This is a genomic window from Actinophytocola sp. (assembly GCF_035712165.1).
In the GTDB taxonomy this organism is placed as follows: Bacteria; Actinomycetota; Actinomycetes; order Mycobacteriales; family Pseudonocardiaceae; genus DASYTH01.
Map to the genome: position 1 here is coordinate 1 of NZ_DASTBH010000540.1, position 22,194 is coordinate 22,194.

Genomic DNA, 22,194 nt, shown 5'->3' on the forward strand with positions numbered 1-22,194 from the left:
GCCGTGCCGTGCGGTAGGGCGCGCACGGCCCGGTCCATGTCCGGGTGCAGGGCCTCCACCAGCACCTCGCGCAGCGTCGCCCGGGCCTGCTCGGGGGTGCGCACGCCGCGGGCGACCAACTCGCCGCGCAGCCGCTCGACCACCTCGGCGGTGGTGGCGGCGCCCAGGTCGGCCAGCAGCAGGGTGTCCTCGACCTCGGTCCACGAGTCCTCGTCCAGGTCACCGGCGCCGAGCAGGCCGAGCAGACCGCTGCCGAACGCCGACCGGGAGCGCGACAGCCGCCCGCGCAGGCGCTCGAGCCGCCCGGACGTCGGCTCGATCTCCTCGGTCGCCGGGGCCGCGGGCTCGGCTTCGACCGGGGCGGCCGCCTCGGGCTCGGGTTCCGGCTCGACCTCGACCTCGACCGGCTGGGGCGCCTCGACCGGGCGTTCCCCGCCGGGGGCGAGGGCGATCCCGCCGCCCGCCCGATAGCCGGCCGGCTTGGACCGCTCCTCGCCCCTCTCGGTCAGGTCGATCCGCCGCCGCCGGGCCAGGACGACCCCGACGACCACGGCAAGCACGAGCACGACCAGGACGGCGACCAGGACGACGATCAGGGTGGTGGACACCCGGTCATCCTCGCATCCGGGCCCCCACCACCGCCGACGCCGTCACCCGACTCAGGGCTCGCCGGGCTTCGCGCGATCCTGGATCAGCGCGGCGATCTTCGCGAACCCCTCCTGCATCTCCCCGCGCACGTTCGCGAACTCCCCGTGCATCTCGCCGCGCACGTTCGCGATCTCCCCACGCACGTTCGCGAACTCCTGCTCCACCTTCGCGAACTCCTGCTCCACCTTCGCGAAGCCGTCGCGCGCCTCCTTGTGGACTCCGGCGATGCGCTCGTACACCTTCACGAACCCTTCGCGCATCTCGAAGCCCGTGTCGACGATGCGCTTGTTGAGTTCGACGAGTTGCTGGGTGTGCTCGACCTGGGTTACGCGGAGGGCCTGGAGCGAGGTGGTGTGGGCGCGGAGTCGGGCGTGGACGTCGCCCACCTCCTTGCTCGCGGCGGCGGCCAGGTCGCGGATCTCCGGCATTTCTTGCTCCAACCTGGTGACTCGCGCGTCGATCTGGAACAGGTTCACGGTGTCTCCCCTCGGACGGTGTGGCGCTCTCGTGCGCTCGGGCACCACCCTCTCGGATCTGGGGGGAGCAGCCAAATCGCTATCCACAGAGGACTCGGAGCGGTCCGCGGGCGGTCGGTTCGGGGCGCTGGGCGGTCATTTCAGGGCGCCGGCGACGAAGCCCTCTCGTACCCTGCGCTGGAAGATGAGGTAGACGATCAGCACCGGGAGCATCGCGATGACCATGCCGGCGAACAGGGCGCTCCAGTCCGAGGCGTAACCCTGCTCGGCGACCAGCGCGGCGAGGCCCTCGGTGAGCACGGCGGTGGACTTGTCGCCCTGGTTGAGGACCAGCGGCAGCAGGTACTGGTTCCAGAGGCCGAGGACGTTGAACAGGGCGACCGAAACGATCCCCGGCCGGGCCATCGGCAGCATGATCCGGAAGAACACGCCCGAGTGCGAGCAGCCGTCGATCAGCGCGGCCTCGGCCACCGCGGTCGGCAGCGTGCGGAAGAACGCGGTCAGGAAGAACACCGAGAACGGCATCGCATAGGCGGCGTAGACCAGGATCAACCCGACGTGGCTGTGCAGCAGGCCGAGGTTGCGCACCACGAAGAACAGCGGCACCAGGGCGAGGAACACCGGGAACATCAGCCCGCCTGCGAAGGTGTAGTAGATCACCCGGTTGCCGGGGAAGTCGTAGCGCGCCAGCACATAGGCGACCATGGTGGACAGCAGCATGGTCAGCAGCAGCGCCCCGGACACCACGATCACCGTGTTGAGGAAGAACTGGCCGATCGACGCCGCGCCCCAGGCCCGCACGAAGTTGCCGAAGTCCCACCGCGACGGCAGCGCCCACGGCGAGGCGTGCACCTCGGGGTTGGGCTTGAACGCGGTGACCGCCGCCCAGATCAGCGGCAGCACCGACACCAGCGCCCACGCCGCGAGGATCACCTGGAACCCGGCGGTGGCCGTGCGCTCGCCCGCCCGCAGCGGCGCCCGGGCCGGCCGGGCCGGTGGCCGGGCCGGCGCAGGCGGACGCACCTGGGTCATCGTCATCAGAATTCCACCTTCTCCCGCCTGCTGGCCCGGAACATGACCGCGGCCAGTGTGAGGGTGAGGAAGAACAGCGCGACCCCGATCGCCGAGGCGTAGCCGTACTGCGGGTTGGCGTCCCCGGAGAACGCCCGGGTGAACAGGTAGTGCGCGATCACCTCGGTGGAGTTGCCGACCGCCTCCGGGTGCGGGGTCATGATGTTGACGATGGCGAAGAAGTCCAGCGCGATGATGCCCAGGTAGACGAACGCGACCTGGACGTTGTCCCACAGCAGCGGGATCACGATGCGGAAGAACAGGGTGAACCGGTTGACCCCGTCCAGCGCGGCCGCCTCGAAGATGTCGGCCGGGATCGACGCGATGCCGGCCGAGAACAGCACCACGTAGAACCCGACCGCGTGCCACACCGCGACCGCGATGCACGCCCACAGCACGGTGTCCGGCGAGCCGAGCAGCCCGTCCCGGGGCGGGTCGAAGCCGAGCGCCGAGATGGCGCCCGGCACGATCCCGCCCCTGGGGTTGTAGGCCTGCTCCCAGAGCACCGCGATGATCGCCACCGACAGCAGGTAGGGGAAGAAGTAGACCGCGCTGTAGAACCGCGATCCGGGCAGGCCGCGCGCCGTCGCGCCCCGGCGCGGGCCGCCCAGGTTGAGCAGGAAGGCGAACAGCAGCCCGATCGAGATCGTCACGATCGGCAGCACGAGCAGCAGCACGCCGTTGTGCGACAACGCGTCCCAGAACGTCGGGTCCTGCACCAGCCGCACGTAGTTGTCCAGCCCGATGAAGTTCTGTGTCTGGCTGTAGCCGCTCCAGTCCGTGAAGGAGTAGTAGATCGCCTGGATGTTCGGGGAGACCACGAACATCACGTACAGCGCGAGCGGTGCGATGAGGAACCCGACGATGAAGCGGTACTTGCGGTGGTGCATGCGCCGACTACTGCCGCTTGAACTTGGGGACGTTGGTGTCGGCGGCCACCTTGTCGGCCGCGGCCTGGGCGGCGTTGATGAAGCCCTCGGCGTTGGTCCGGCCGGTGAGCAGGTCGCTCATCGCCGCGATGGCCGCGTTCTTCTTCAGGTCGCCGTACCAGTCCATGAACAGGAAGGTAAAGGTGTTGTCCTTGGCCTTCTTCAGCGCCTCGGTCACCGACTTCAACGAGGTGCTGTCGCTCTTCACCTTGTCGTGCGACTCGGTGACGATGGTCAGTGAGCCGGTGAACTCGCTGTAGGCCTTGGCGTTCTCCGGCGCGAGCATGTGCCGGAACCACTCCAGCCCGCCGAGGGCGTTCTTGGCCTGCTTGGGCACGATGAACGGCTCGCCGGGGTTGGCGTGCAACGCCTCGTGGGGCATTTTGTCCGAGGAGTCCAGCCGCGGCGTCGGGGCCATCACCATGTCGAAGCCGGCCGGGGTGGAGGTCTTCATCTCGTTCTCCAGCCACGATCCGCTCGGGTAGGAGCCGATCTTGCCGGTGACGAACTGGGTCTGCGCCTCGGTGTGCTTGAGGCCGGGGCTGCCGGGCAGGAAGCCGTCCTTGCGGGCCAGTTCCTCGATGGCCGTGGCCGCGTTCTTCACCGCCTCGTGCTTCCAGGCGTTGGGTTCGAGGTTGTCGATCGCCACGACCACCTCCGGGCCGCCCGCCTTGCCGGCCATGGTGAGCATCATCTCGGTGACGTAGTTCGGCGCGTTGACGCCGCCGTAGCCCATCGGGGACAGGCCGGCCTTCTTCATCTCCTCGGCCAGCGCCATGTACTCCGACCACTGGGTCGGCATGGTCCACCCGTTCTTCTTGAACAGCGACTGGGAGTAGAACACGCCGTAGGCGGAGAGCACGTAGTTGAGCACCAGCACCTTGCCGTCATAGGTGCCGACCTTGACCGCCTCGGCCATGATCGTGTCGCGGACCTTCTTGTCCGGGTCGGCCAGCGACGGCGCGTCCAGCAGCGGCTGGAGGTCGGCCAGTTGCCCGGCGCCGGCCAGGGCGGCGAGCGGGATCTTCTGCGCGCCGGAGTCGTTGACCATGTCCGGCGGGTTGCCGCCGGTGAACCGGGGCTGCAGGGTGTTGATGTTGGGCGTGCTGGTCAGGTTGATCTTGGCGTTCGGGTAGAGGCCGGTGTAGCTCTTCTGCACCCATTCCAGGTCGGTCTTCAGGCCGCCGGCGAACATGACCACCTCGAGCGGCGCGTTCGCGTCGACGCCGAGGGGGTTCTTCTCGGACTCCGTGCCCTTGGCCTGATCCTGGGTGCCGCCGCCGCCCGCGGTGGCACAGCCGGCGAGCGCGGCCGAGCCCGGAACCACCAGTAACCCGCCGGCCAGGACCGTCCGCAGGAACTCCCGCCTGCTCCGGTCGGACGAAAAAGTCGGCATGCCATCTCCCTGTCGATCCGTGTCGAACCGGTGCGAGCCGTAGGCCGGGACACACCGTATCGCGGTGTCTACGCCTGTTTCGGGAAAAGTTCAACCACTGTGGACATCAATTTAGTCAAGAACTAACCTGGTGGCCTGCCATTTGCCCACCGCGTGGAACGGGTCATCGCCGTGCAGAACCTTGCCGCCGGCCAACGGGTCATCGGGTTGATCTCCGGGACCTCGATGGACGGCATCGACGTCTCCGCCGTGGATCTGCGGCTGACCGACGGAACCGTCGAGCTGACCCCGCTGGGGCACCGGGCGGTCGGCTACCCCGCGGCACTGCGCGAGGCGCTGCTGACCGCGCTGCCCCCCAACGGATGCACCGCGGGCGAGCTGTGCCGGCTGGACACCGAGGTGGGCCAGGCGTTCGCCACCGCGGCCGGGGAGGCGCTCACCGACCTCGCGGGCGGGCGGGCCGACCTGATCGCCTCGCTCGGCCAGACGATCTACCACTGGGTGGACGGCAGCCGCTGCCTGGGCACCCTGCAGCTGGGCCAGCCGGCCTGGATCGCCGAGTACACCGGGCTTCCGGTGATCGCCGACCTGCGGGTGCGCGACGTCGCCGCCGGCGGGCACGGCGCCCCGCTGGCCGCCATGCTCGACCAGCTGTGGCTGTCCGGCGCGACGGAACCGGTGGCGGCGCTGAACATCGGCGGGATCGCCAACATCACCGTGGTCGGCCCGGACGCCCCCACCCTGGCCTTCGACACCGGCCCGGGCAACGCGCTGCTGGACACCGCCGCCCGGATGGTCTCCGACGGCGTCTGGCAGCAGGACGTGGACGGCGAACTGGCCGCGCAGGGCACCGTGCGCGCCGACCTGCTCGCCACCCTGCTCGCCGACACCTACTACGTGAAGCAGCCGCCCAAGTCCACCGGCAAGGAGCACTTCCACGCCGACTACCTGCGCGCGGCGCTGGAGGGCGTGCCGCACGTGCCGGCGGTCGACCTGCTGGCCACCCTGGTCGAGCTGACCGCGTGCACGATCGCGCAGGCCTGCCGCGGCCGCGGGGTGGGCAAGGTGGTGGCCTCCGGCGGCGGGGTGCGCAACCCGGTCCTGATGGCGGCGCTGCGCCGGTGCCTGGACCCGGTGCCGGTGGTCACCAGCGACGAGCTCGGCCTGCCCACCGACGCCAAGGAGGCCTACCTCGCCGCCCTGCTCGGTTTCCTGACCTGGAGCGGCATCCCGGCCGACGCGGCGGGCGCGACCGGAGCCGCGGGGCCGCGGCTGCTGGGCAGCATCACCCCGGGCAAGGGACCCCTGCACTTACCCGATCCGGTGACCACGGCGGTGACTCGCTTACGGGTGTGCTGAGCCTCGCGAGGAGGTGAACATGGACGTCGTCGACCTCGCCGTGATCGCGATCTTCCTGGTCGGGATGCCGGTGCTGGGCATCGTGATCGGCGGCCGGCAGCGCTCGGCCACCGACTACTTCATCAGCGAGCGGAAGATCGCCTGGTGGGTGGTATGCGTGTCGGTGGTCTCGGCGGAGACCTCGACGCTGACCGTGCTGAGCGTGCCGGTGGTGGCCTACCTGGCGACCCCGGCCACCGGCGGGCTGACCTACCTCACCCTCGCCTTCGGCTACATCCTCGGCCGGGTCATCGTGTCGTTCACGCTGCTGCCCCGCTACGTCGAGGGCAACCTGGTCACCGCCTACGCCTTCCTCGGGCAGCGGTTCGGCGCCGGGATGCGGGCGACGGCGTCGGTGACCTTCCAGTTCACCCGGCTGCTCGCCGACGGCATCCGGCTGTTCGCCACCGCGATCCCGATCAAGGTGGTGCTGGCCGCGTTCGGGGTGAACGCCTCGTACTGGGTGATCGTGACCGTGCTCGGCATCGCCATGCTGGCCTACACGTTCGTCGGCGGCGTGCGCGCGGTGGTGTGGGTCGACGCGATCCAGATGCTCTGGTACGTCATCGGCGGGATCATCGTGCTCGTCGCGCTGGCCACCGCGCTGCCGGACGGCTGGTTCGACCGGGCCACCGACGCGAACAAGTGGAACCTGTTCGACTTCACCAGCAACCCGGTCACCGGCGCCGGATTCCCGTTCGTGGCGGCGTTCCTGGGCGGCACGCTGCTGTCCATGGCCTCGCACGGCGCCGACCAGCTCATCGTGCAGCGGCTGATGGCCACCCGGGATCTGCGCGGCGCGCGCGCCGCGCTCATCTCCAGCGGCTTCGTCGTGCTGCTGCAGTTCGCCTTCTTCCTGGTGATCGGCGTGATGATGTGGGCGTTCTACGACGCGGCCGCGCCCACCACCGGCCTCGGGCTGGGCGTCAACGACGAGCTGTTCGGCCATTTCATCGTCACCGAACTACCCAGCGGGCTGTCCGGGTTCGTGATCGCCGGCATCCTGGCCGCCGCGCTGAGCTCCTCGCTGGGCGCGCTGTCCTCGGCCACCGTCACCGACGTCTACGAGCGGATCAGCCGCCGGGAGCTCGACGACACCGCCCGGCTGCGCCTCGGTCGCGTGTGGACGGTCATCTGGGCCGGCCTGCTGATCCTGTGCGCGGGCCTGTTCGCCGGGTACAACAAGGCCACCTCCGACCCGATCGTGGTACAGGCGCTGGGCATCGCCGGCTACACCTACGGGGCGCTGCTCGGCGCGTTCCTGCTCGGGCTGCTGGTGCGCCGGGCCCGCCAGGCCGACGCGGTCGTCGCGTTCGTCGCGACCGTCGTGGTGATGGCGTTCGTCATCCTCGCGGTCAAGTTCGTCGGTCCCTCCGCCGTCGCGGACAAGGCCGCCAACGCGGCCCGGGACTGGGACTCGATCGAGATCCGGTGGGGCGCACCGGCTCCCGCGCAGGGCGTCTACGCGCTGTCGACCTGGTGGTACACCCTGCTCGGCGTGACGGTCACGCTGCTCGTCGGCGGGCTGATGTCGTTGCGCCACCGCGGTATGGCGAACCTTTCCCAGGCCAACGCGGCGGCGTCGATGCGTGGATAACTCGCGTTGCCCTGACATGCCGCGGGAAACCGAGCGGCTCACTCCGGCTGGTACGACGCGGCCTTGAACGCGGCCTTGCGGGCGGCCTTGGCGATCTGCTTGTCCGGGTGGTGCGAGCCGATCATGGTGAGCACCTCGCCGGCCCACGGATGCGGCAGCCGCCACATCAGGTCGAAGATCTCCTGCTCCTGGCCGGGGGGCACGGCGGCGGACAGCTGCCCGGCGATGTCCTCCGGCCCCTCCAGGTCCGAGGTGGTGGCCAGCACGTCGGTCAGCAGCCACGCCACGTCCCCGGGGTCGGGCTCCAGCTCCAGCGCCAGCTTGGCGTAGGCGCGCAGCCGCTGGTCGTCGAGCGCGGCCCGCCAGTGCGGCTCGGCCGCCGCGCCGATCCGCGCGGTCACCACCGACGTGGCGTACATCCGCTCGGCCGGCTCACCGTCGGCCGCCACCTCGAGCAGTTCGCGGGCGGCGACCGCCGGCTCGCGCAGCCCGAGCCACTCGGTGGTCTCGGCGGTCAGCTCCTCCTCGGTGAACCCCTCCGCGGCGGCCACCAGGTCGCCTGCGGTCATCTCCGGCACCGGCGGCAGGATCGGGACGTCCACGTCGCTGTCCATGAACTGCGACCACATCGCCCACTGGGCCACCGGGGTCAGCCGGGCCAGGTCCTCGTCCAGCGTCACCGCGCCCAGCTCGTGCAACCGGGTGAGCAGCACCTGGGTGGGGTCGGAATGCGCGGCGACCCAGGCGTCCCACGCGGCCGGCGGGCATTCGGCGGTCGCGGTCTCCCGGACCAGCTCGGTCAGCTCCGCGTAGGACACCCCGGCGTTGCGGGCGAGGAACAGCGCCACCAGCACGCCCGGCCCGGCGCCGTAGAAGTCCAGCTCCTCCTCGCCGTACAGGTCGGCGTCGAGGTCCAGGCTGGTGATCACCACGGCCAGCGCGGTCGCCCACACGTCGAGCACGTCCTCGTCGGCGCCGTCCGGCCACACCGCCGCGGCCGCGCCCGGGGTCACCGCTTCCTCGTCGATCTCGATCAGCTCGACGCTCTCGGCCAGCTCCCACAGGTGGGCCAGCTCCGGCACGGCGGCCAGCCCCTCGGGCGGCTCGGTGACCTCGATGCCCAGCACCCGCGCGGCATCCGCGCAGTCGGCGGCGGTCGGCTCGCCGCGCTCGGTGATCTCGCGCCGTTCGCCGACCCACTCGCTGAACCGGTGGGCAAGGGCCAGGGTCCGGCTCTGCCGCGCGGCCCGGGCCAACACCTCGTCGGGCGGCAGCCGCAGCGGCGGCAGCTGATCCGGCAGGCCGAACAGCTCCTTGTAGGAGATCTCCTCGTACTCGGCGAACTCGTCGGCGTCCGCGTCGTCGGGCAGCTCGATACCCGTGTTGGCCAGCCAGCCGCGCACGGCCGCCGGGTCGGTGGTGTCCACTCCGTCGGCCGCCATGGCCCGCAGCAGCACCCGCGGGTCGATGCCGGGCAGTTCGGGCAGCGGAGCGTGGGTCGGGTCGTCGGTCACGAGGCAGAACCCTAGTGGCCCGGTGACCCGCTCACTCCAGCCAGTCGCGCTCCGAGAGATCCTCCTCCTCCCGCGGCGCGCGGGCGGCCGGACGGGCCCGCGGCGCCGGGGTGGGGTCGTCGTCCCAGCGGAACTCGGTGTGCTCGTCCTCGTCCTCCTCGACCCGCGGCTGCCGCACCGGCGGCGGGGGCGGGGCGGGCGGCTCCGGGCGCGGATCCTCGTCCAGCTCCTGGTAGTCCTCGGCGCGGGCGGACACGTCGTTGTCCTCGGCTCGCCGGTCCGGCACGCGCGGGTTCTCCCGCTCGTGCGCGTCGCTCAGCGTCTCGCCCAGCTCGGCGAGCCTGGCCCGGTCGGCGGCGAGCTGGGCGTCCAGCTCCCGCTGCCGCTGCGCCAGCTCGGTGGACAGTTCGGCGCTGGTCGCGCTGTACCGGGCCACCACCTCGTCGTAGCGTGCCTGCACGTCAGGGGTGGCGCTCATTTCTTCTTGTCCTCACCGATGACGCCGCCCGCCTTGACCGCGCGCTCCCGCTTGCTGTCGTCGAAGACGGCGGGTTCCTTGTTGATCCAACGGTTTCCGCCGCGCTCCTTGTCCTCGCCGCCCTGGCCGCCGGCGCCCATCGCGCCCATCGGCATGCCGCCCATCATGCCGCCGCCCGAGGCCGGGCCGGCCGACGCAGCCGCCGTCGACGCCGGTCCGGCCGGTGCGGCACCAGGCCCGCCGCCGACCTGACCGGTGAACGACCCCTGCTCGAGCTGACCGGCCGCACCGGGACCGCCGCCCGCGCCGACCCCGGCCAGGCTGCCGCCGCCGCCACCGATCCCGCCGCCACCGCCGCCGCCACCGCCGAACGAGTCCAGCGCCGGAACGGAGCCGGCGTGCGGAATCGACGGGCCGGGCAGCGAGCTGATCGGCGAGGTGAGGCTGCCGGTGGGCCCGAACCGCACGGGCTCGACCGCCGCGCCCTCACGCAGGGTCGGATGCGCCGGGTCGCTGTAGTCCAGCCGGTAGGTGGTCTGGTGGCCCTTGCCGTCGTCCAGCGTCAGGGTGACCTGGTCGGAGCTCTCGTCGGCGTCCACCGTGATCGTGGTGTCGCCGTCCCGGATGGTGACCGTGCCGTCCTCGTCCGGCCGCAGGGTCTCCGCCGGCTTGTCGGTCCAGGGGAACAGGCTGGACGGCAGCCGGGGCGCCGGGGTGGTCGGTAGCCCGCCCGGGGCGCCGCCGGTCCGGTTGCCCGGGCCGGGCCGAACACCACCGCCGCCGGTGGGGCCACCGCCGACGGGACCGACCGGCGGCACGCCCGGAAGCGCGCCCGGGCCACCCGGAACCGGCCCGGTTCCGGCCGGGGGCGGGACCGGCGGCACCGGCCCCACCCCGGTCGGGCCGGTGATTCCGGTGGCGCTGGTGCGCTGTCCGAAGTCCAGGTCGTAGGTCTTGGGCGGGCCGTTGCCGTCGGACACGGTCAGCCGGACCCGGCCCTGTCCGTCCGGGCTGGACACCGTGTAGGTGCTGTCGCCGTTGCGGATGGTCACGGTCTGCGGCTGGCCGGGCGGGACGGTGGGCGTCCCCGGCGGCAGGTTCGGCGGCTGCCCGGCGCCCGGGAACGGATACGGCTGGGGCCGGATCTCGCCCGGCAGGCCCGAACCGGGCGGCCCCGATGGCGCACCCGGCGGCACGGGCGGCGGCACACCCGGGCGCCGGACCGGTTGTTGGCTGCCCGAAGGATCCGTGCCCTGCCGGTCATCGGCGCCGGTGAACTCCCGGAACGCATCCTCGGTCATCGGCCTCAGACCGGCCAGCATCGTGTCGTAGATCCGCTGGATGGCCTCGCGGACCGCCGTGGTGTAACGGTCGAAGAACGAGCGCTTGTCGTCGTACTGCCGGATGTAGTTGGCCAGCGACTGCCTGGCCGCCTCGACGATCTGCTGCCGGACCCGCTCGACCTGGTCCGAGGCGCCATAGCCCATCCAGTCCAGCAGCCAGCTGACGCCGAAGGTGGGCACGCCCATGGAGACGTCCAGCAGCTTGGCCAGGAACGAGTAGGCGTCCGCGTTCTCCACGTCGCCCTGCGCGGCCCGGATCGCGCCCCGCACCTCCTCCGGCGTCATGCCGCCGCACAGGTCGCTGTCCAGGCTGCGCACGCCGCGGACGAAGGAACTCAGCGTGTGCTCGATCGCGCTGACCGCGCCGGTGATCACGGCCGGCCCCCGGCCGGCCCGGTCCAGGAAGTTGCCCGCCAGCGCGCCGATCCGGTCGCGCTGCTGGCGCGCGGCGTTGGACGCCGGCCCGGTCCAGGTCGACAGCCGGCCCCAGTACCGGTCCAGGTTGTGCTGGTTGTTCTCCGCGGCCTCCACCGCCGTCTTCAGGTGCTCCGCGTCGACCCGCAGCATGCTGAAGTCGATGCCGCGCAGATCGTCGTAGGGCCTGCGGAGCTGGTCCATGCGCTGGCCGCGGTAGTTGCCCGAGCCGGCGATCGCCGCGGCCGCGTCGTACATCGGCATGAAGCGCGCGAAGAACTCCAGCCCTGGCTTGCCGGTGTCGAGAATCTCGTCGGAGATGCGGTACTCCGCGTCCCAACTGCCCGTCGCGCCGGCCATCTCAGTACACCTCTCGGTAGGTGCGCGCGCTGCGTTCGTCGTGCCGGGCGTAGCCGGTGGCGGCATCCTCCAGCCGCACGGAAATGCGGATCGCCTGCTCGCCGTAATGGGCGAGGTTGCGGCCGAACTGTTCGAAGGCGGCCCGGTAGGGCTGCGCCACCGCCCCGAACGCGCGGCCCACCTGCCCGTCACCGACGTTGGTCACGACATCGTCCTTGAGCGCGATGATGTCGGCGCCCTCGTCGCTGTACTCCCGGGCGACCTGTCGCAGATGGGTGGTCTCGACCCCGAAGCCGCCTGATCGTGTAGGCACGGCACCTCCCTTTTCCCACGCGGGAGCCTACCGAGACAAAACGGTTCGGACGTGCCATTCGTGGAAACCCGTAACTTGCGAAAATGTTCAGCGGCCGGTGGCTTTTCGCCGGTACACCACCAGTTCCCGGTCGAGGGTGAAACCGAGCGCGGCCCACATCCGTTCGGCGGCGTCGTTGCCGAGCGCGGTCACCGCCACCGCGCGGGCCCGCGCGCCGTGCCGGGCGGCCAGTTCCCGCAGCAGCCCGCGCACCAGCGCCCGGCCCGCGCCGCGGGAGCGGCAGTTCGGGTCCACCGCGACGAGGTCCACCGCCAGCTCACTGTCCCGCGCCCGGCCGGCGGCGTACCCGATCAGCCCGCCCGGACCGGCGAGCACCACGACGGTGTGCCCGGTCCGGCCGGCGACCAACTGCGCACCGGTGACCGGCGCACCGGGAAAGCCGCGCTCGTGCAGGGCCGCCACCGCCGCACGCAGCGCCGGGTCGGCGGGCAGCCCGCGCACCGCCGAGTCCATGGTGGACGGTGCGCGGGCGTCGTGCACCAGCACGGCCCGCAACGCCGAACCGGCCAGCACGAACACCTGGTGCCGGTCGCCGGGCTGGAAGTCGTGCCGGGCGGCGAAGTCGGCGAGCAGCCGGTGCCTGCGGTGCCCGGACAACTCGAGTTCGGTGCCGCCGGCCAGCGCGGGCAGCCGCAACACCCGCTCCAGCAACGCGTCCGCGGTCTGCCGCCACGACCGTTCGGCCGCCGGGTGGTTGGCCGGCACGTCGACGAACGGGCCGTGCAGGGTGGCCCGGCCCCGCTCCGGGTCCGGGTCGGCGACGAGCATCCCGCGCACCCGTCCGGCCGGGTCGATGGCCAGCACCGTGCCCGCGGCCCAGTCCGGCCTGATCCGGCGAAGCTCGGCGGTGATCTCCTCGGCGCCCCGTCCGTGGTAGGCGATGTGGTGCGCCGGCTCGGCCTGCAGCCGGGTCAGCAGGGCCACCGCCTCGTCCAGGTCGGACGAGGTCGCGGCACGGATCGGGTACATGTCCCGATCCTGAACCGCCGACCTGCGCTTTCGCGAACGGATTACGGTGCGAAGCATGGATCTCGAGATCGTGGACGTGCCGGAGCAGCACCGCTACGAGGCGCGTCTGGGCGCGGCCGTCGCCGGGTTCATCGACTACCGGGCCGCCGGGGCCGAGCGCACCTTCCGGCACACCCAGGTGGTTCCGGAGTTCGAGGGGCGGGGCGTCGGCGGCGCACTGGCCCGGGCGGCGCTCGACGACCTCCGCGCGCGGAGCCTGACCGTCCGTCCGCTGTGTCCCTTCGTGGCCGGTTGGATCCAGCGCCACCCCGAATACCTGGACGTCGTCACGCCGGGCTGATCGCGAGGTTGTAGCTGGACAGGGGGGCGGACATCACTGCCCGTAAGGGCAACAGATGCCCAAGACACGCCCATCCCAGCATCTGGGGCCGAATACTCCCGAACGGGCGAATGCCGTGCATACTGCTCACCTCACCGGGATCACACCGGGTATCGCACCTGCACAAGAGAGGCCGCAACTTCGATGGCAAGTTTCGACGCTAAGCGGGTCACGCCGCTCGAGTGGGCCGGGGTTGGCGCCGGCCTGCTCGCCTTCATCGTGAGCTTCTTCCCCTGGTACTCCGTCAGCTTCGACTCGCCGTTCGGCTCGCTCGGCAACACCAGCGTGAGCGCCTGGGATGCCGGCTTCCTGGCCTGGTTCTCGGTGCTGCTGCTGGTGGCGGCCGGCGTCCTGATCCTGCTGCCGCACTTCGGCACCCAGATCCCGAACCTGACGCTGATCTGGCTGGGTCTGGCCGGCGTGGCCACGCTGTTCATCCTGCTGCGTTGGCTGACCTTCGACGACTTCTCGGCTCTCGGCGGATCGGCGGGCGCCGGTTTCGGCCTGTTCCTCGGGTTGCTCGCCGGTGTCATCTCCGCTGTCGCCGCGTTCCTGACCTACCGGGCCTCCAGCCGGGCCACCGCCGTCTGAGCGGACAAGGTCGTGTGGGGTGGCCGCGCCGCGGCCACCCCACATCCCTGTCTCAGGAGGCTTCGCGGAGCCGCTGGGAGATCACCTGGGTGATGCCGTCGCCCTGCATGCTCACGCCGTAGAGCGCGTCGGCGATCTCCATGGTCGGCTTCTGGTGCGTGATGATGATCAGCTGCGAGCTGGCCCGAAGCTCCTCGAGCAGGCCGATCAACCGGCGCATGTTCACGTCGTCCAGCGCCGCCTCGACCTCGTCCAGCACGTAGAACGGCGACGGCCGGGCGCGGAAGATCGCCACCAGCATGGCCACCGCCACCAGGGACTTCTCCCCGCCGGACAGCAGCGACAGCCGCTTGATCTTCTTGCCGGGCGGGCGGGCCTCGACGTCCACCCCGGTGGCCAGCATGTCCTCCGGCTCGGTGAGCACCAGCCGGCCCTCGCCGCCCGGGAACAGCGTCGCGAACACCGTCTCGAACTCGCGCGCCACGTCCTGGTAGGCCGAGGTGAACACCTCGAGGATCTTGTCGTCGACCTCCTTGACCACGGTCAGCAGATCGCGCCGGGTCGCCTTGAGGTCCTCCAGTTGGGTGGCCAGGAACTTGTAGCGCTCCTCAAGCGCCGCGAACTCCTCCAGCGCCAGCGGGTTCACCTTGCCCAGCAGCGCCAGGTCCCGCTCGGCGCGCTTGGCCCGGCGCGCCTGGGTGTTTCGCTCGTACGGGATGGGCTGCGGCGGGTAGACGCTCTCGCCGCGCTCGCAGGCCGCCTCGTACTCGGCCACCTCCAGCGGCCCGGGCGGCACGTACACGTCCGGTCCGTACTCGGCGACCAGGTCGTCCAGGCCCATGCCGAACTCCTCGGCGATCCTGGTCTCCAACTGTTCGAGCCGCAGCCGCTGCTCGGCCCGCAGCACCTCGTCCCGGTGCACCGCGTCGGTCAGCTTCTCCAACTGGGTGGCCAGATCCCGGACCCGGCCGCGCACCTCGGCCAGCACCCGCTCGCGCTCCTGGCGGGCCGTCGCCACGGCGTCCCGCTCGCGGGCGGCCTGGCGCAGCGACACGGCGATCCGTTCCAGGGCGTACTCGCCGCCGCGCACCGCGGCCTCGGCGACGGCGGCGCCGCGGGCCCGGGCGGCCATCAGCCGAGCGGCCCGCTCCCGGGCCTCCCGCTCGGTCCGCGCCGCCCGGCGCAGTGTCTCGGCGCGGCCCTGCACGGCCCGGTGCCGCTCCTCGGCGGTCCGCACGGCCAGCCGTGCGTCCATCTCGTGCTGCCGGGCCGCGGCCAGCGCCGCCTTGGCCTCGTCGCGCTCGGCGGTGTCCGGCTCGGCCGACTCGACCGCCTCGCCCTGGGCGGCGACCAGCCGCTCCTCCAACTCGGCGAGCCGGCTCAGCGTCTCCTCCCGGGCCTGCTCGACCTTGGCCCGCTGCGCCCGGTTGCGCTCCACCTCGGCCTCGGCCGCGGACACGGCCTGGTGCAGCCGGTTGCGCCGCTCCGCCGACCGCGCCGCGCGGATCTTGGCCTCCTGCACCGCCTCCCGGGCCGAGGAGACCTCGGCGGCGCGGGCGTCCAGTTCGGCCCGCGCGCCGTCCAGCGCGGCCCCGGCCTGCTCGACGGCGCGCTCGGCGGTGCCCAGCCGCTCGCTGGCGTCGTCCACCGCGGCCCGGATCTCGATCATGCTCTGCTTGCGCTCGGAACCACCGGCCGCCCAGTGCGCGCCGAGGAGGTCGCCGTCTCTGGTCACCGCGTGCACCTCGGGGTGCGCGGCGACCAGGGCGCGAGCCGCGGCCAGCGTGTCGACCACGGCGAACCGGTCCAGTGCCCGGCACACCGCCGGGCGCAACGCCTCCGGGGCGCGGACCAGGTCGATCGCCCAGCGGGCCCCGGCGGGCAGCACCGGCCAGCCGGCCCGGTCCACCCCGGGCGCCCCACCGACCAAGACCGCGGCGCGGCCGAGGTCGTTGCCGCGCAACAGGTCCAGCGCCGCCACCGCGCCGTCCGGCCCGTCGATCGCCACCGCGTCGGTCACCGGGCCGAGCGCCGCGGCGAGCGCGGCCTCGTGACCCGGCTCGACGGTCAGCAGCGCGGCCACCCGGCCGAGCAGTCCGGGCACCCGGTCCCCGGCGGCGAGCAGCGCGCCGGCGCCGTCCTTGCGGGTCAACCCGAGGGAGAGCGCGTCCACCCGGGCCTTCCAGGCCGCGATCTCCTTCTCCGCCGCCCGTTCGGCGGCGACCAGCTCGTCCACCCGGGCCTTGGCGATGTCGTGTGCCGCCACCGCCCGCTGGTGGCGCTGGGCCGCCCCGGCGTCGTCGGTCTCGGCGTAACCGTCCGCGGCGCCCGCGTCGGCCAGTTCCCGCCGCGCGGCCTCGGCCCGCTCGCCGGCCTCGGCCAGTGCCGTGGACAGCCGCTCGATCTCCTCGGTGGTGGCGTTGCTCTTGCTGCGCAGCGCGTCGACCTTGCCGGCCAGCCGGGCCAGGCCCTCGCGGCGGTCGGCGATCGCCCGCACCGCGGCCAGGTGCGCCCGTTCGGCGTGCGAGACGGCGTGCTCCAGCTCGGCCCGCCGCTCGGCGATGCCGGTCAGCTCCTCGCGGGCCCCGTACACCGCCTCGGCCAGCTCGTTCTCCCGCAGCTCGGCCTCGTCCGCCTCGGCCTCCAGCTCGTCGGGGTCGCGGCCGGCCGGCATCTCGATCTCGGTGGACAGGTGCCGGGCGCGCTCCATGGCCAGCCGCACGGTGCCGCGCAGCCGCTCCTCCAGCGCCGAGAGCCGGTACCAGGTGTCCTGCGCCTTGGCCAGCTGCGGAGCGTCGGCGGCCAGCTGGTCCTCCAGCGAGGTCTGCTCGGCCTGGGCGACCTCCAGGGCCTGCTCGACCTCGGCCCGGCGGGACCGCGCGGCGGCCTCGTCGGCCTCCTCCTTGGCGATCTCACCGCGCTGGGTGACCAGGTCGTCGGCGTAGAGCCGCAGCCGGGAGTCGCGCAGCTCGGCCTGCACCGCCGCGGCCTTGCGGGCGATCTCGGCCTGCTTGCCGAGCGGCTTGAGCTGGCGGCGCAGCTCGCTGGTGAGGTCGGTCAACCGGGTCAGGTTGGCCTGCATCGCCTCCAGCTTGCGCAGCGCCTTCTCCTTGCGCTTGCGGTGCTTGAGCACGCCGGCGGCTTCCTCGATGAACGCCCGGCGGCCCTCCGGCTTGGACTCCAGGATGGCGCCGAGCTGGCCCTGTCCGACGATCACGTGCATCTCGCGGCCGATGCCGGAGTCGCTGAGCAGCTCCTGCACGTCCATCAACCGGCACTGGTTGCCGTTGATCTCGTACTCGCTGGCGCCGTCCCGGAACATCCGGCGGGTGATCGACACCTCGGTGTAGTCGATCGGCAACGCACCGTCGGAGTTGTCGATGGTCAGCGTCACCTCGGCGCGGCCGAGCGGCGCCCGGCCCGCGGTGCCGGCGAAGATGACGTCCTCCATCTTGCCGCCGCGCAACGACTTGGCGCCCTGCTCACCCATCACCCAGCTCAGCGCGTCGAGCACGTTGGACTTGCCGGAGCCGTTGGGGCCGACCACGCAGGTGATCCCCGGTTCGAAGCGCAACGTCGTCGCTGAGGCGAAGGACTTGAAGCCTTTCAGCGTCAGGCTCTTCAGATGCACTAGGCGTGAACCTCTCCGGCGCGGAAACGACGACTCCCCTTCAATGAGACCCTACCTTCGCCGGGTCCGCTCGCCCGGGAGGTGGGGCCGGAGCGTCAGCGCGTCAGGGACGTTGGATGCCCACCAGCAGAACGCTGTCCTCGGACATGACCTCCAGCTTGGAGATCATGGACAGCGCGATCGAGGTGCTGCCCGGGATCTCGGGATGGTGCGGCTCCGGCTGCCCGGGCGGGGTGGCCCACCAGCCGGCCGTCTCCCGGTAGCCGCTGACACCCTTGGCCCACACCACCAGCCGGCAGCTTTCCCCGGGCGGCACGTTGTACATCCTGATCTGGATCTCGGTGCCCCAGTCGTGGGCGACCAGCCGCGCCTCGGCGCGCACCCCGGTCTCCGGGTTGGACGCCGACCAGACCAGGCCGTCGGCCTGCTGCACCGGCGGCGCGGGCGGCGGCGACTCGAGCTCCTCGTAGGCGATGATCCCGCCCGCGGTGAGCCCGATGACCACGGCGGCGGCGGCCAGCCCCCGGCGCCAGTGCCGCCGGTTGGCGGCCGGCCGGGGCTCGGGCCGCGGCTCGGGTTCCGGCGCCGGTGCTGGCGGCGGGTCGTAACCGACCGGCGCCGCCAGCGTGGCGACCGGACTGCGCGCTTCGAACGCCGGGAACGGCGACTCGGGTGCCGGGACCGGCAGCTCGCCGTGGTCGTCGAAGTCGGCGATGGTGATCTGGTTGAGCAGTCCGGGCAACGGGGCGAGCCGGACCAGCTCCATCCGGCAGACGTCACAGCCGGACAGATGACCCTCGAAGTGGGAACGGTCCTCCGGCTCGAGCGCGCCGAGCAGGTACACGCCGAGTGTGGACAGGTGTGTGCAGGTCATGGTTCGGTCACCCCCCTCTCCTCCAGCGCGTCGCGCAGCGCCCGCAGGGCATAGAACGAGCGCGACTTGACCGTGCCGGCCGGTATGCCCAGGGCGGTCGCCGCCTCCGCCACCGTCCGCCTGCGGTAGAACAGCTCGCCGATGACCGCGCGGTGGTCCTTGGACAGCGCCCGCATCGCCTCGGCCACCTGCCACCCCTGCAGCACGCGGTCGAAGTCGTCGGTGCCCCGGGCCCAGTCCCCCTCCTGGATCGGCACCTCGGCCACCCGGGCGCTCTGCCGGCGGTAGCCGGAGATGATCAGGTTCCGGGCGACCGTGTACAGCCAGGGGCCGGCGTGCTCGGCGTCGAGGATCTCCGCGTTGCGCCACGCCCGCAGCAGCGTCTCCTGCACCACGTCCTCGGCCCGCTGGTGGTCGCCGCCCACCGCGCGCAGCACGTAGCCGTGCAGCGGCCGGCGGTACCGGCTGTACAGTTCGCGGACGAGATCGTCGTCATGCTCCGGGCTGTGCCCCACGTCGGCTAGTACGCCCGCCGGGGCCGCCGGGTTCAACCTGGTGAGCAAGTACGCCCGGATGGCAGAGCGCGCCCGATCGCGGGCGCCTGATGGACACAGCACTCAGCGCTCGACGAACCCGGTGCAGTCCCCCCGAGCCGCCGACCAGCGCTCGACGACGGTGTCCACCCAGCCCGGCGTGCGGCCGGAGCGCAGCGCCTCCAGCAACCGCACGCACCGCGACCGCGGGCCCTCGGCGACCACCTCGACCCGGCCGTCGGACAGGTTGCTGGCGTAGCCGGCCAGCCCCAACTCCAGCGCCGTGCTCCGGGTCCACCAGCGGAAACCCACGCCCTGGACCCGCCCGTGCACCCAAGCGGTGAGGCGGGCGTCCTGGTCGGTTAGCGTGTCGTGCTCACGCATACGGTCGGTGACATCCATGGGGTGAACGACTGACGGTCTGTGCTGGTGATACGTTACCGCGCTGTGTCGCGGTGTCCTGAGTAACCGGGTCGTTGCCGTCAGTCAAGGAGCTAGGGCCGCATGTCCGATTCGCTAGACGACGATCTTCCAGAGCGCGATGACCGCTCCGACCGCACCCGGTCGCCCTACGCCATCATGGCCGTCGCCGGAATCGTCGTCGCCACGGTCTTCGCGACCGTAGCCGCCATCGCCGGCGGCCGCGAGGAGGCGCAGCCCACCCCCGCCAACAACAACGCGCCGATCACGACCTCCACCACGTCGTCCACCGCTCCCCTGACGACCACCGAGACCACCACGACCACCACGGTCGCCCCCACCACGACCACCACGACCACGGCGAAGACCACCACCACGACCACCACCAAGCGCCGCACGCCGACGCGAACCACCACCACCACGACGACGACCACGACGACACAACAACAGCCGCCCCCGCCACCGCCACCCCCGCCGCCGCCCTCTGAAACGACGACGACCACCACCGAGGAAACCACCCCCTGACCGCCGTCAGGGCGCGAGGCACCACAGCGCGTCGGCCGGCAGTGCCCGGATCTTGTCGCCGAACGGCAGGGTCTGGGCCCCGGTGTAGAGGACGTAGCCGGCGACGAAGCGGTCGCCGAGCAGGTTCGCCAGGTGCCGCAGGCCGCTGAGGTCCTCGGTGCGCACGGTGGCGCCGGCTTTGACCTCGACCCCGACGACGCGGCCGTCCGGCGTCTCCAGGACGGCGTCCACCTCCACCTTGTCCCGGGTCCGGTAGTGGTAGAGCCGGGCCCGCTCGGCCGACCAGGTCAGCTGCCGGGCCAGCTCCATCACCACGAAGTTCTCCATCATCGGGCCGCCCGCGCCGGCCGGTTCGCCGAGCCGGGCGGCGTCCTGGCCGATCAGGTGGCTGGCGATCCCGGTGTCGACGAAGGCCAGTTTGGGGGTGCCCACGGCGCGCTGGGTCTGCCCGGACGACCAGGCGGGCACGCTCTTGATCAGGAACACCGAGGACAGCAGCTCCAGGTACCGGGTGAGCGTGGTGCGGGGAATGCCGGACTGGCCGGCCAGCGTGGCCGGAACCAGCAGCCCGGCGGCGCGGCCGGCGAGCAGCCCGAGCAGCTTGAACAGGTCGCCGCGGCGCTCGATGTTGGCCACCTCCAGCACGTCCCGTTCGACCAGCGTGGACAGGTAGGAGTCGAAGAACGCCGTGCGCCGCCGGGGGGCGCGCCGCACCGCCTCCGGGAACCCGCCGGTGACGATGCGCTCCAGGTAGTCGCGCCTGCGCAGGGTGGACGAATGCGCCAGAGCCGGGCCGTGCCGGAACGCGGCGTCGACGAACCCGTCCGGCGCGCCGCTGATCTCGCCCTGGGAGAAGGGCCACAGCTCGATCACTTCCATCCGGCCGGGCAGCGCGTCCGGCACGGTCCGCAGCGCCAGGATGCGCGACGAGCCGGTCAGCAGGAACCGCCCGGGCGTGGGGTCGAGGTCCACGGTGACCTTGATCGGCCGGAGCAGCTCGGGGACGAGCTGGATCTCGTCGATGACCAGCAGGCCGTCCTGGTCGACGAACCCGGTGGGGTCGTCCCGCGCCGCGCGCAGGGTGGCCGGGTCGTCCAGCAGCCGGATCACGGTCCCCGGCCGGTCGGCGGAGGCCAGCCGGGTCAGGGTGCTCTTGCCGGCCTGGCGGGCGCCGTTGACCAGCACCACCCTGGTGTCCGCCAGCGCCTCGGCGACCAGACCCTCCGCGTGCCGGGGTACGAGGTCAGCGGCTTCCATGTGATCGATTATGCATGATCAACGGGCACCTGGCCGCATGGTTCGTGGACATCTGGCCGCGTGGTTCGTGGGCAGTTGGCCGCGTCGTCAGCGGAGGTCGTGCCGGACCCAGACGTTGGGTTCGACGTACACGGCGTGGTTGTGGGCCAGCGAGCAGTGCACGGGGACCAAGGCCTGGGGGACGGTGACCGGGCCGTCGGTGTCGAACGGCAGGCCGGTCCACTGCCGCCAGCGGTCCAGCGAGTCGGCCACCACCATCGAGGCCGGGGCGATCCGCTCGATGGTCCCGCCGGCCCGCACGTGCACCCGCAGCCAGGGGTCGACCGGCAGCCCGTCGTCCCGGACCAGCGCGGCGTAACGGTCCATGGGCAGCCCGGCGTCGGTCTTGCCGTTGGGCCGCACCGGTGCGTACAAGGTGGGGTGGCCCAGCGCGCGGACCGCGTCCCGCAGGGCGGCCAGCATCAGATGGGACAGCCCGCGACCGGTGTGCGCCGGCTTGATCAGGATCTCCAGTGCGCTGCTCACGGTCGGTCTGCGGCCCCGGCGCTGGTCGGAGATGCCCCACATCAGCACCTGGTCCCAGCCGCCGTCGGGTAGCTCCGGGCGGTCCGGTTCGGGGAACACGAACGGAATGCTGCGCCCGGCCGCGACCAGCTCGTCGCCGGCCGTGCCCACGACGCACTGCTCCGGAAACAGCTCCGCGACCCGCCCGAACAGGATGTATCCGATCCTGTCGTTGATCATGAACTCCGGCCAGATGCCGTACAGCTCGGGCAGCCGCTCGTGCAGTTCCGGGCGCCGGGCCAGCGTCGTGATCTCGATGGCGGCCATGGCCACCAGGGTGCCAGGCGGCGGGCGGCGTCAGCGACCGAGTAAACCGCCGATCAGGGACAGCGCGGGCTGCAGCGCGTCGTCGACGACGCCGGTCACCGGGGCGACCACGCCGCCGAGGGTGGGACTCACCGCGCCGGTGACGGACTCGACGGGTCCGGGCGCCGCGGCCGCGGCGGCCGGTGGC

General features: G+C 72.2%; 21 protein-coding genes. 4 read left to right on the forward strand and 17 right to left on the reverse strand.

From position 1 onward, the window contains the following. From VFO68_RS30500 to ngcE, 5 genes are all read right to left on the reverse strand, one after another. The coding region (locus VFO68_RS30500) for a signal recognition particle receptor subunit alpha (protein WP_325161867.1) at window positions 1-608 on the reverse strand (608 nt) is incomplete at its 3' end. A 51-nt stretch (window positions 609-659) separates the two neighbouring features. Beyond that, on the reverse strand, window positions 660-1,124 hold the full coding sequence (locus tag VFO68_RS30505) for a hypothetical protein (protein WP_325161868.1): 465 nt from the start codon (window positions 1,122-1,124) through the stop codon (window positions 660-662). 135 nt (window positions 1,125-1,259) lie between these two features. Further along, window positions 1,260-2,162 (reverse strand): carbohydrate ABC transporter permease, encoded by a 903-nt coding sequence (locus tag VFO68_RS30510; protein ID WP_325161869.1) that lies wholly within the window; start codon window positions 2,160-2,162, stop codon window positions 1,260-1,262. Further along, window positions 2,162-3,085: a sugar ABC transporter permease gene (locus VFO68_RS30515; RefSeq protein ID WP_325161870.1), complete on the reverse strand. Its 924-nt coding sequence runs from the start codon at window positions 3,083-3,085 to the stop codon at window positions 2,162-2,164. The genes VFO68_RS30510 and VFO68_RS30515 overlap by 1 nt, the downstream gene beginning before the upstream one ends. Window positions 3,086-3,092: 7 nt before the next feature. Next, window positions 3,093-4,520, reverse strand: coding sequence for an N-acetylglucosamine/diacetylchitobiose ABC transporter substrate-binding protein (gene ngcE, locus VFO68_RS30520; protein WP_325161871.1), 1,428 nt, complete (start codon window positions 4,518-4,520; stop codon window positions 3,093-3,095). A 225-nt stretch (window positions 4,521-4,745) separates the two neighbouring features. Here ngcE and VFO68_RS30525 point away from each other — a divergent pair, with 225 nt between their 5' ends. Both VFO68_RS30525 and VFO68_RS30530 read left to right on the forward strand, forming a co-directional pair. Next, window positions 4,746-5,879 carry an anhydro-N-acetylmuramic acid kinase gene (locus tag VFO68_RS30525; RefSeq protein ID WP_325161886.1) on the forward strand — a complete coding sequence of 378 codons (1,134 nt, stop codon included), beginning with the start codon at window positions 4,746-4,748 and terminating at the stop codon, window positions 5,877-5,879. A gap of 19 nt (window positions 5,880-5,898) precedes the next feature. Further along, the gene (locus tag VFO68_RS30530; RefSeq protein WP_325161872.1) at window positions 5,899-7,515 is read left to right on the forward strand and encodes a sodium:solute symporter; all 1,617 of its coding nucleotides are present in this window, start codon (window positions 5,899-5,901) and stop codon (window positions 7,513-7,515) included. A gap of 38 nt (window positions 7,516-7,553) precedes the next feature. Here VFO68_RS30530 and VFO68_RS30535 read toward each other — a convergent pair whose 3' ends face one another. From VFO68_RS30535 to VFO68_RS30555, 5 genes are all read right to left on the reverse strand, one after another. Continuing rightward, window positions 7,554-9,029, reverse strand: a complete 1,476-nt coding sequence (locus VFO68_RS30535) for a hypothetical protein (protein WP_325161873.1) — start codon at window positions 9,027-9,029, stop codon at window positions 7,554-7,556. A 31-nt stretch (window positions 9,030-9,060) separates the two neighbouring features. After that, the gene (locus VFO68_RS30540; RefSeq protein WP_325161874.1) at window positions 9,061-9,507 is read right to left on the reverse strand and encodes a hypothetical protein; all 447 of its coding nucleotides are present in this window, start codon (window positions 9,505-9,507) and stop codon (window positions 9,061-9,063) included. After that, window positions 9,504-11,624, reverse strand: coding sequence for a hypothetical protein (locus VFO68_RS30545; RefSeq protein ID WP_325161875.1), 2,121 nt, complete (start codon window positions 11,622-11,624; stop codon window positions 9,504-9,506). Before VFO68_RS30545 ends, VFO68_RS30540 begins: the two co-directional genes overlap by 4 nt. 1 nt (window position 11,625) lies before the next feature. Next, window positions 11,626-11,937, reverse strand: coding sequence for a type VII secretion target (locus VFO68_RS30550; RefSeq protein ID WP_325161876.1), 312 nt, complete (start codon window positions 11,935-11,937; stop codon window positions 11,626-11,628). 87 nt (window positions 11,938-12,024) lie between these two features. Next, entirely contained in the window at window positions 12,025-12,966 is a 942-nt protein-coding gene (locus VFO68_RS30555) for a GNAT family N-acetyltransferase (RefSeq protein WP_325161877.1), read from the reverse strand. Between the two features lie 55 nt (window positions 12,967-13,021). Between VFO68_RS30555 and VFO68_RS30560 the strand changes: the two genes are divergently transcribed. Further along, window positions 13,022-13,306 carry a GNAT family N-acetyltransferase gene (locus tag VFO68_RS30560; RefSeq protein WP_325161878.1) on the forward strand — a complete coding sequence of 95 codons (285 nt, stop codon included), beginning with the start codon at window positions 13,022-13,024 and terminating at the stop codon, window positions 13,304-13,306. 183 nt (window positions 13,307-13,489) lie between these two features. Continuing rightward, entirely contained in the window at window positions 13,490-13,936 is a 447-nt protein-coding gene (locus VFO68_RS30565; RefSeq protein ID WP_325161879.1) for a hypothetical protein, read from the forward strand. A 52-nt stretch (window positions 13,937-13,988) separates the two neighbouring features. Here VFO68_RS30565 and smc read toward each other — a convergent pair whose 3' ends face one another. The 7 genes from smc to VFO68_RS30600 all read right to left on the reverse strand — a co-directional run bounded on the left by smc (window position 13,989) and on the right by VFO68_RS30600 (window position 22,007). Further along, window positions 13,989-17,567, reverse strand: a complete 3,579-nt coding sequence (gene smc / locus VFO68_RS30570) for a chromosome segregation protein SMC (protein ID WP_325161880.1) — start codon at window positions 17,565-17,567, stop codon at window positions 13,989-13,991. 103 nt (window positions 17,568-17,670) lie between these two features. After that, window positions 17,671-18,441, reverse strand: coding sequence for a zf-HC2 domain-containing protein (locus VFO68_RS30575; protein WP_325161881.1), 771 nt, complete (start codon window positions 18,439-18,441; stop codon window positions 17,671-17,673). Beyond that, entirely contained in the window at window positions 18,438-18,956 is a 519-nt protein-coding gene (locus VFO68_RS30580) for a sigma-70 family RNA polymerase sigma factor (RefSeq protein WP_325161887.1), read from the reverse strand. The genes VFO68_RS30575 and VFO68_RS30580 overlap by 4 nt, the downstream gene beginning before the upstream one ends. 102 nt (window positions 18,957-19,058) lie before the next feature. Further along, a complete protein-coding gene (locus VFO68_RS30585) occupies window positions 19,059-19,358 on the reverse strand; it encodes an acylphosphatase (RefSeq protein WP_325161882.1) in 300 nt (99 codons plus the stop codon). Between the two features lie 185 nt (window positions 19,359-19,543). Then, window positions 19,544-19,828: a hypothetical protein gene (locus tag VFO68_RS30590; protein WP_325161883.1), complete on the reverse strand. Its 285-nt coding sequence runs from the start codon at window positions 19,826-19,828 to the stop codon at window positions 19,544-19,546. 97 nt (window positions 19,829-19,925) lie between these two features. Continuing rightward, a complete protein-coding gene (locus VFO68_RS30595) occupies window positions 19,926-21,176 on the reverse strand; it encodes an ATP-binding protein (protein WP_325161884.1) in 1,251 nt (416 codons plus the stop codon). Window positions 21,177-21,263: 87 nt separating this feature from the next. Then, entirely contained in the window at window positions 21,264-22,007 is a 744-nt protein-coding gene (locus tag VFO68_RS30600) for an N-acetyltransferase (protein ID WP_325161885.1), read from the reverse strand. Window positions 22,008-22,194 lie beyond the last annotated feature (187 nt).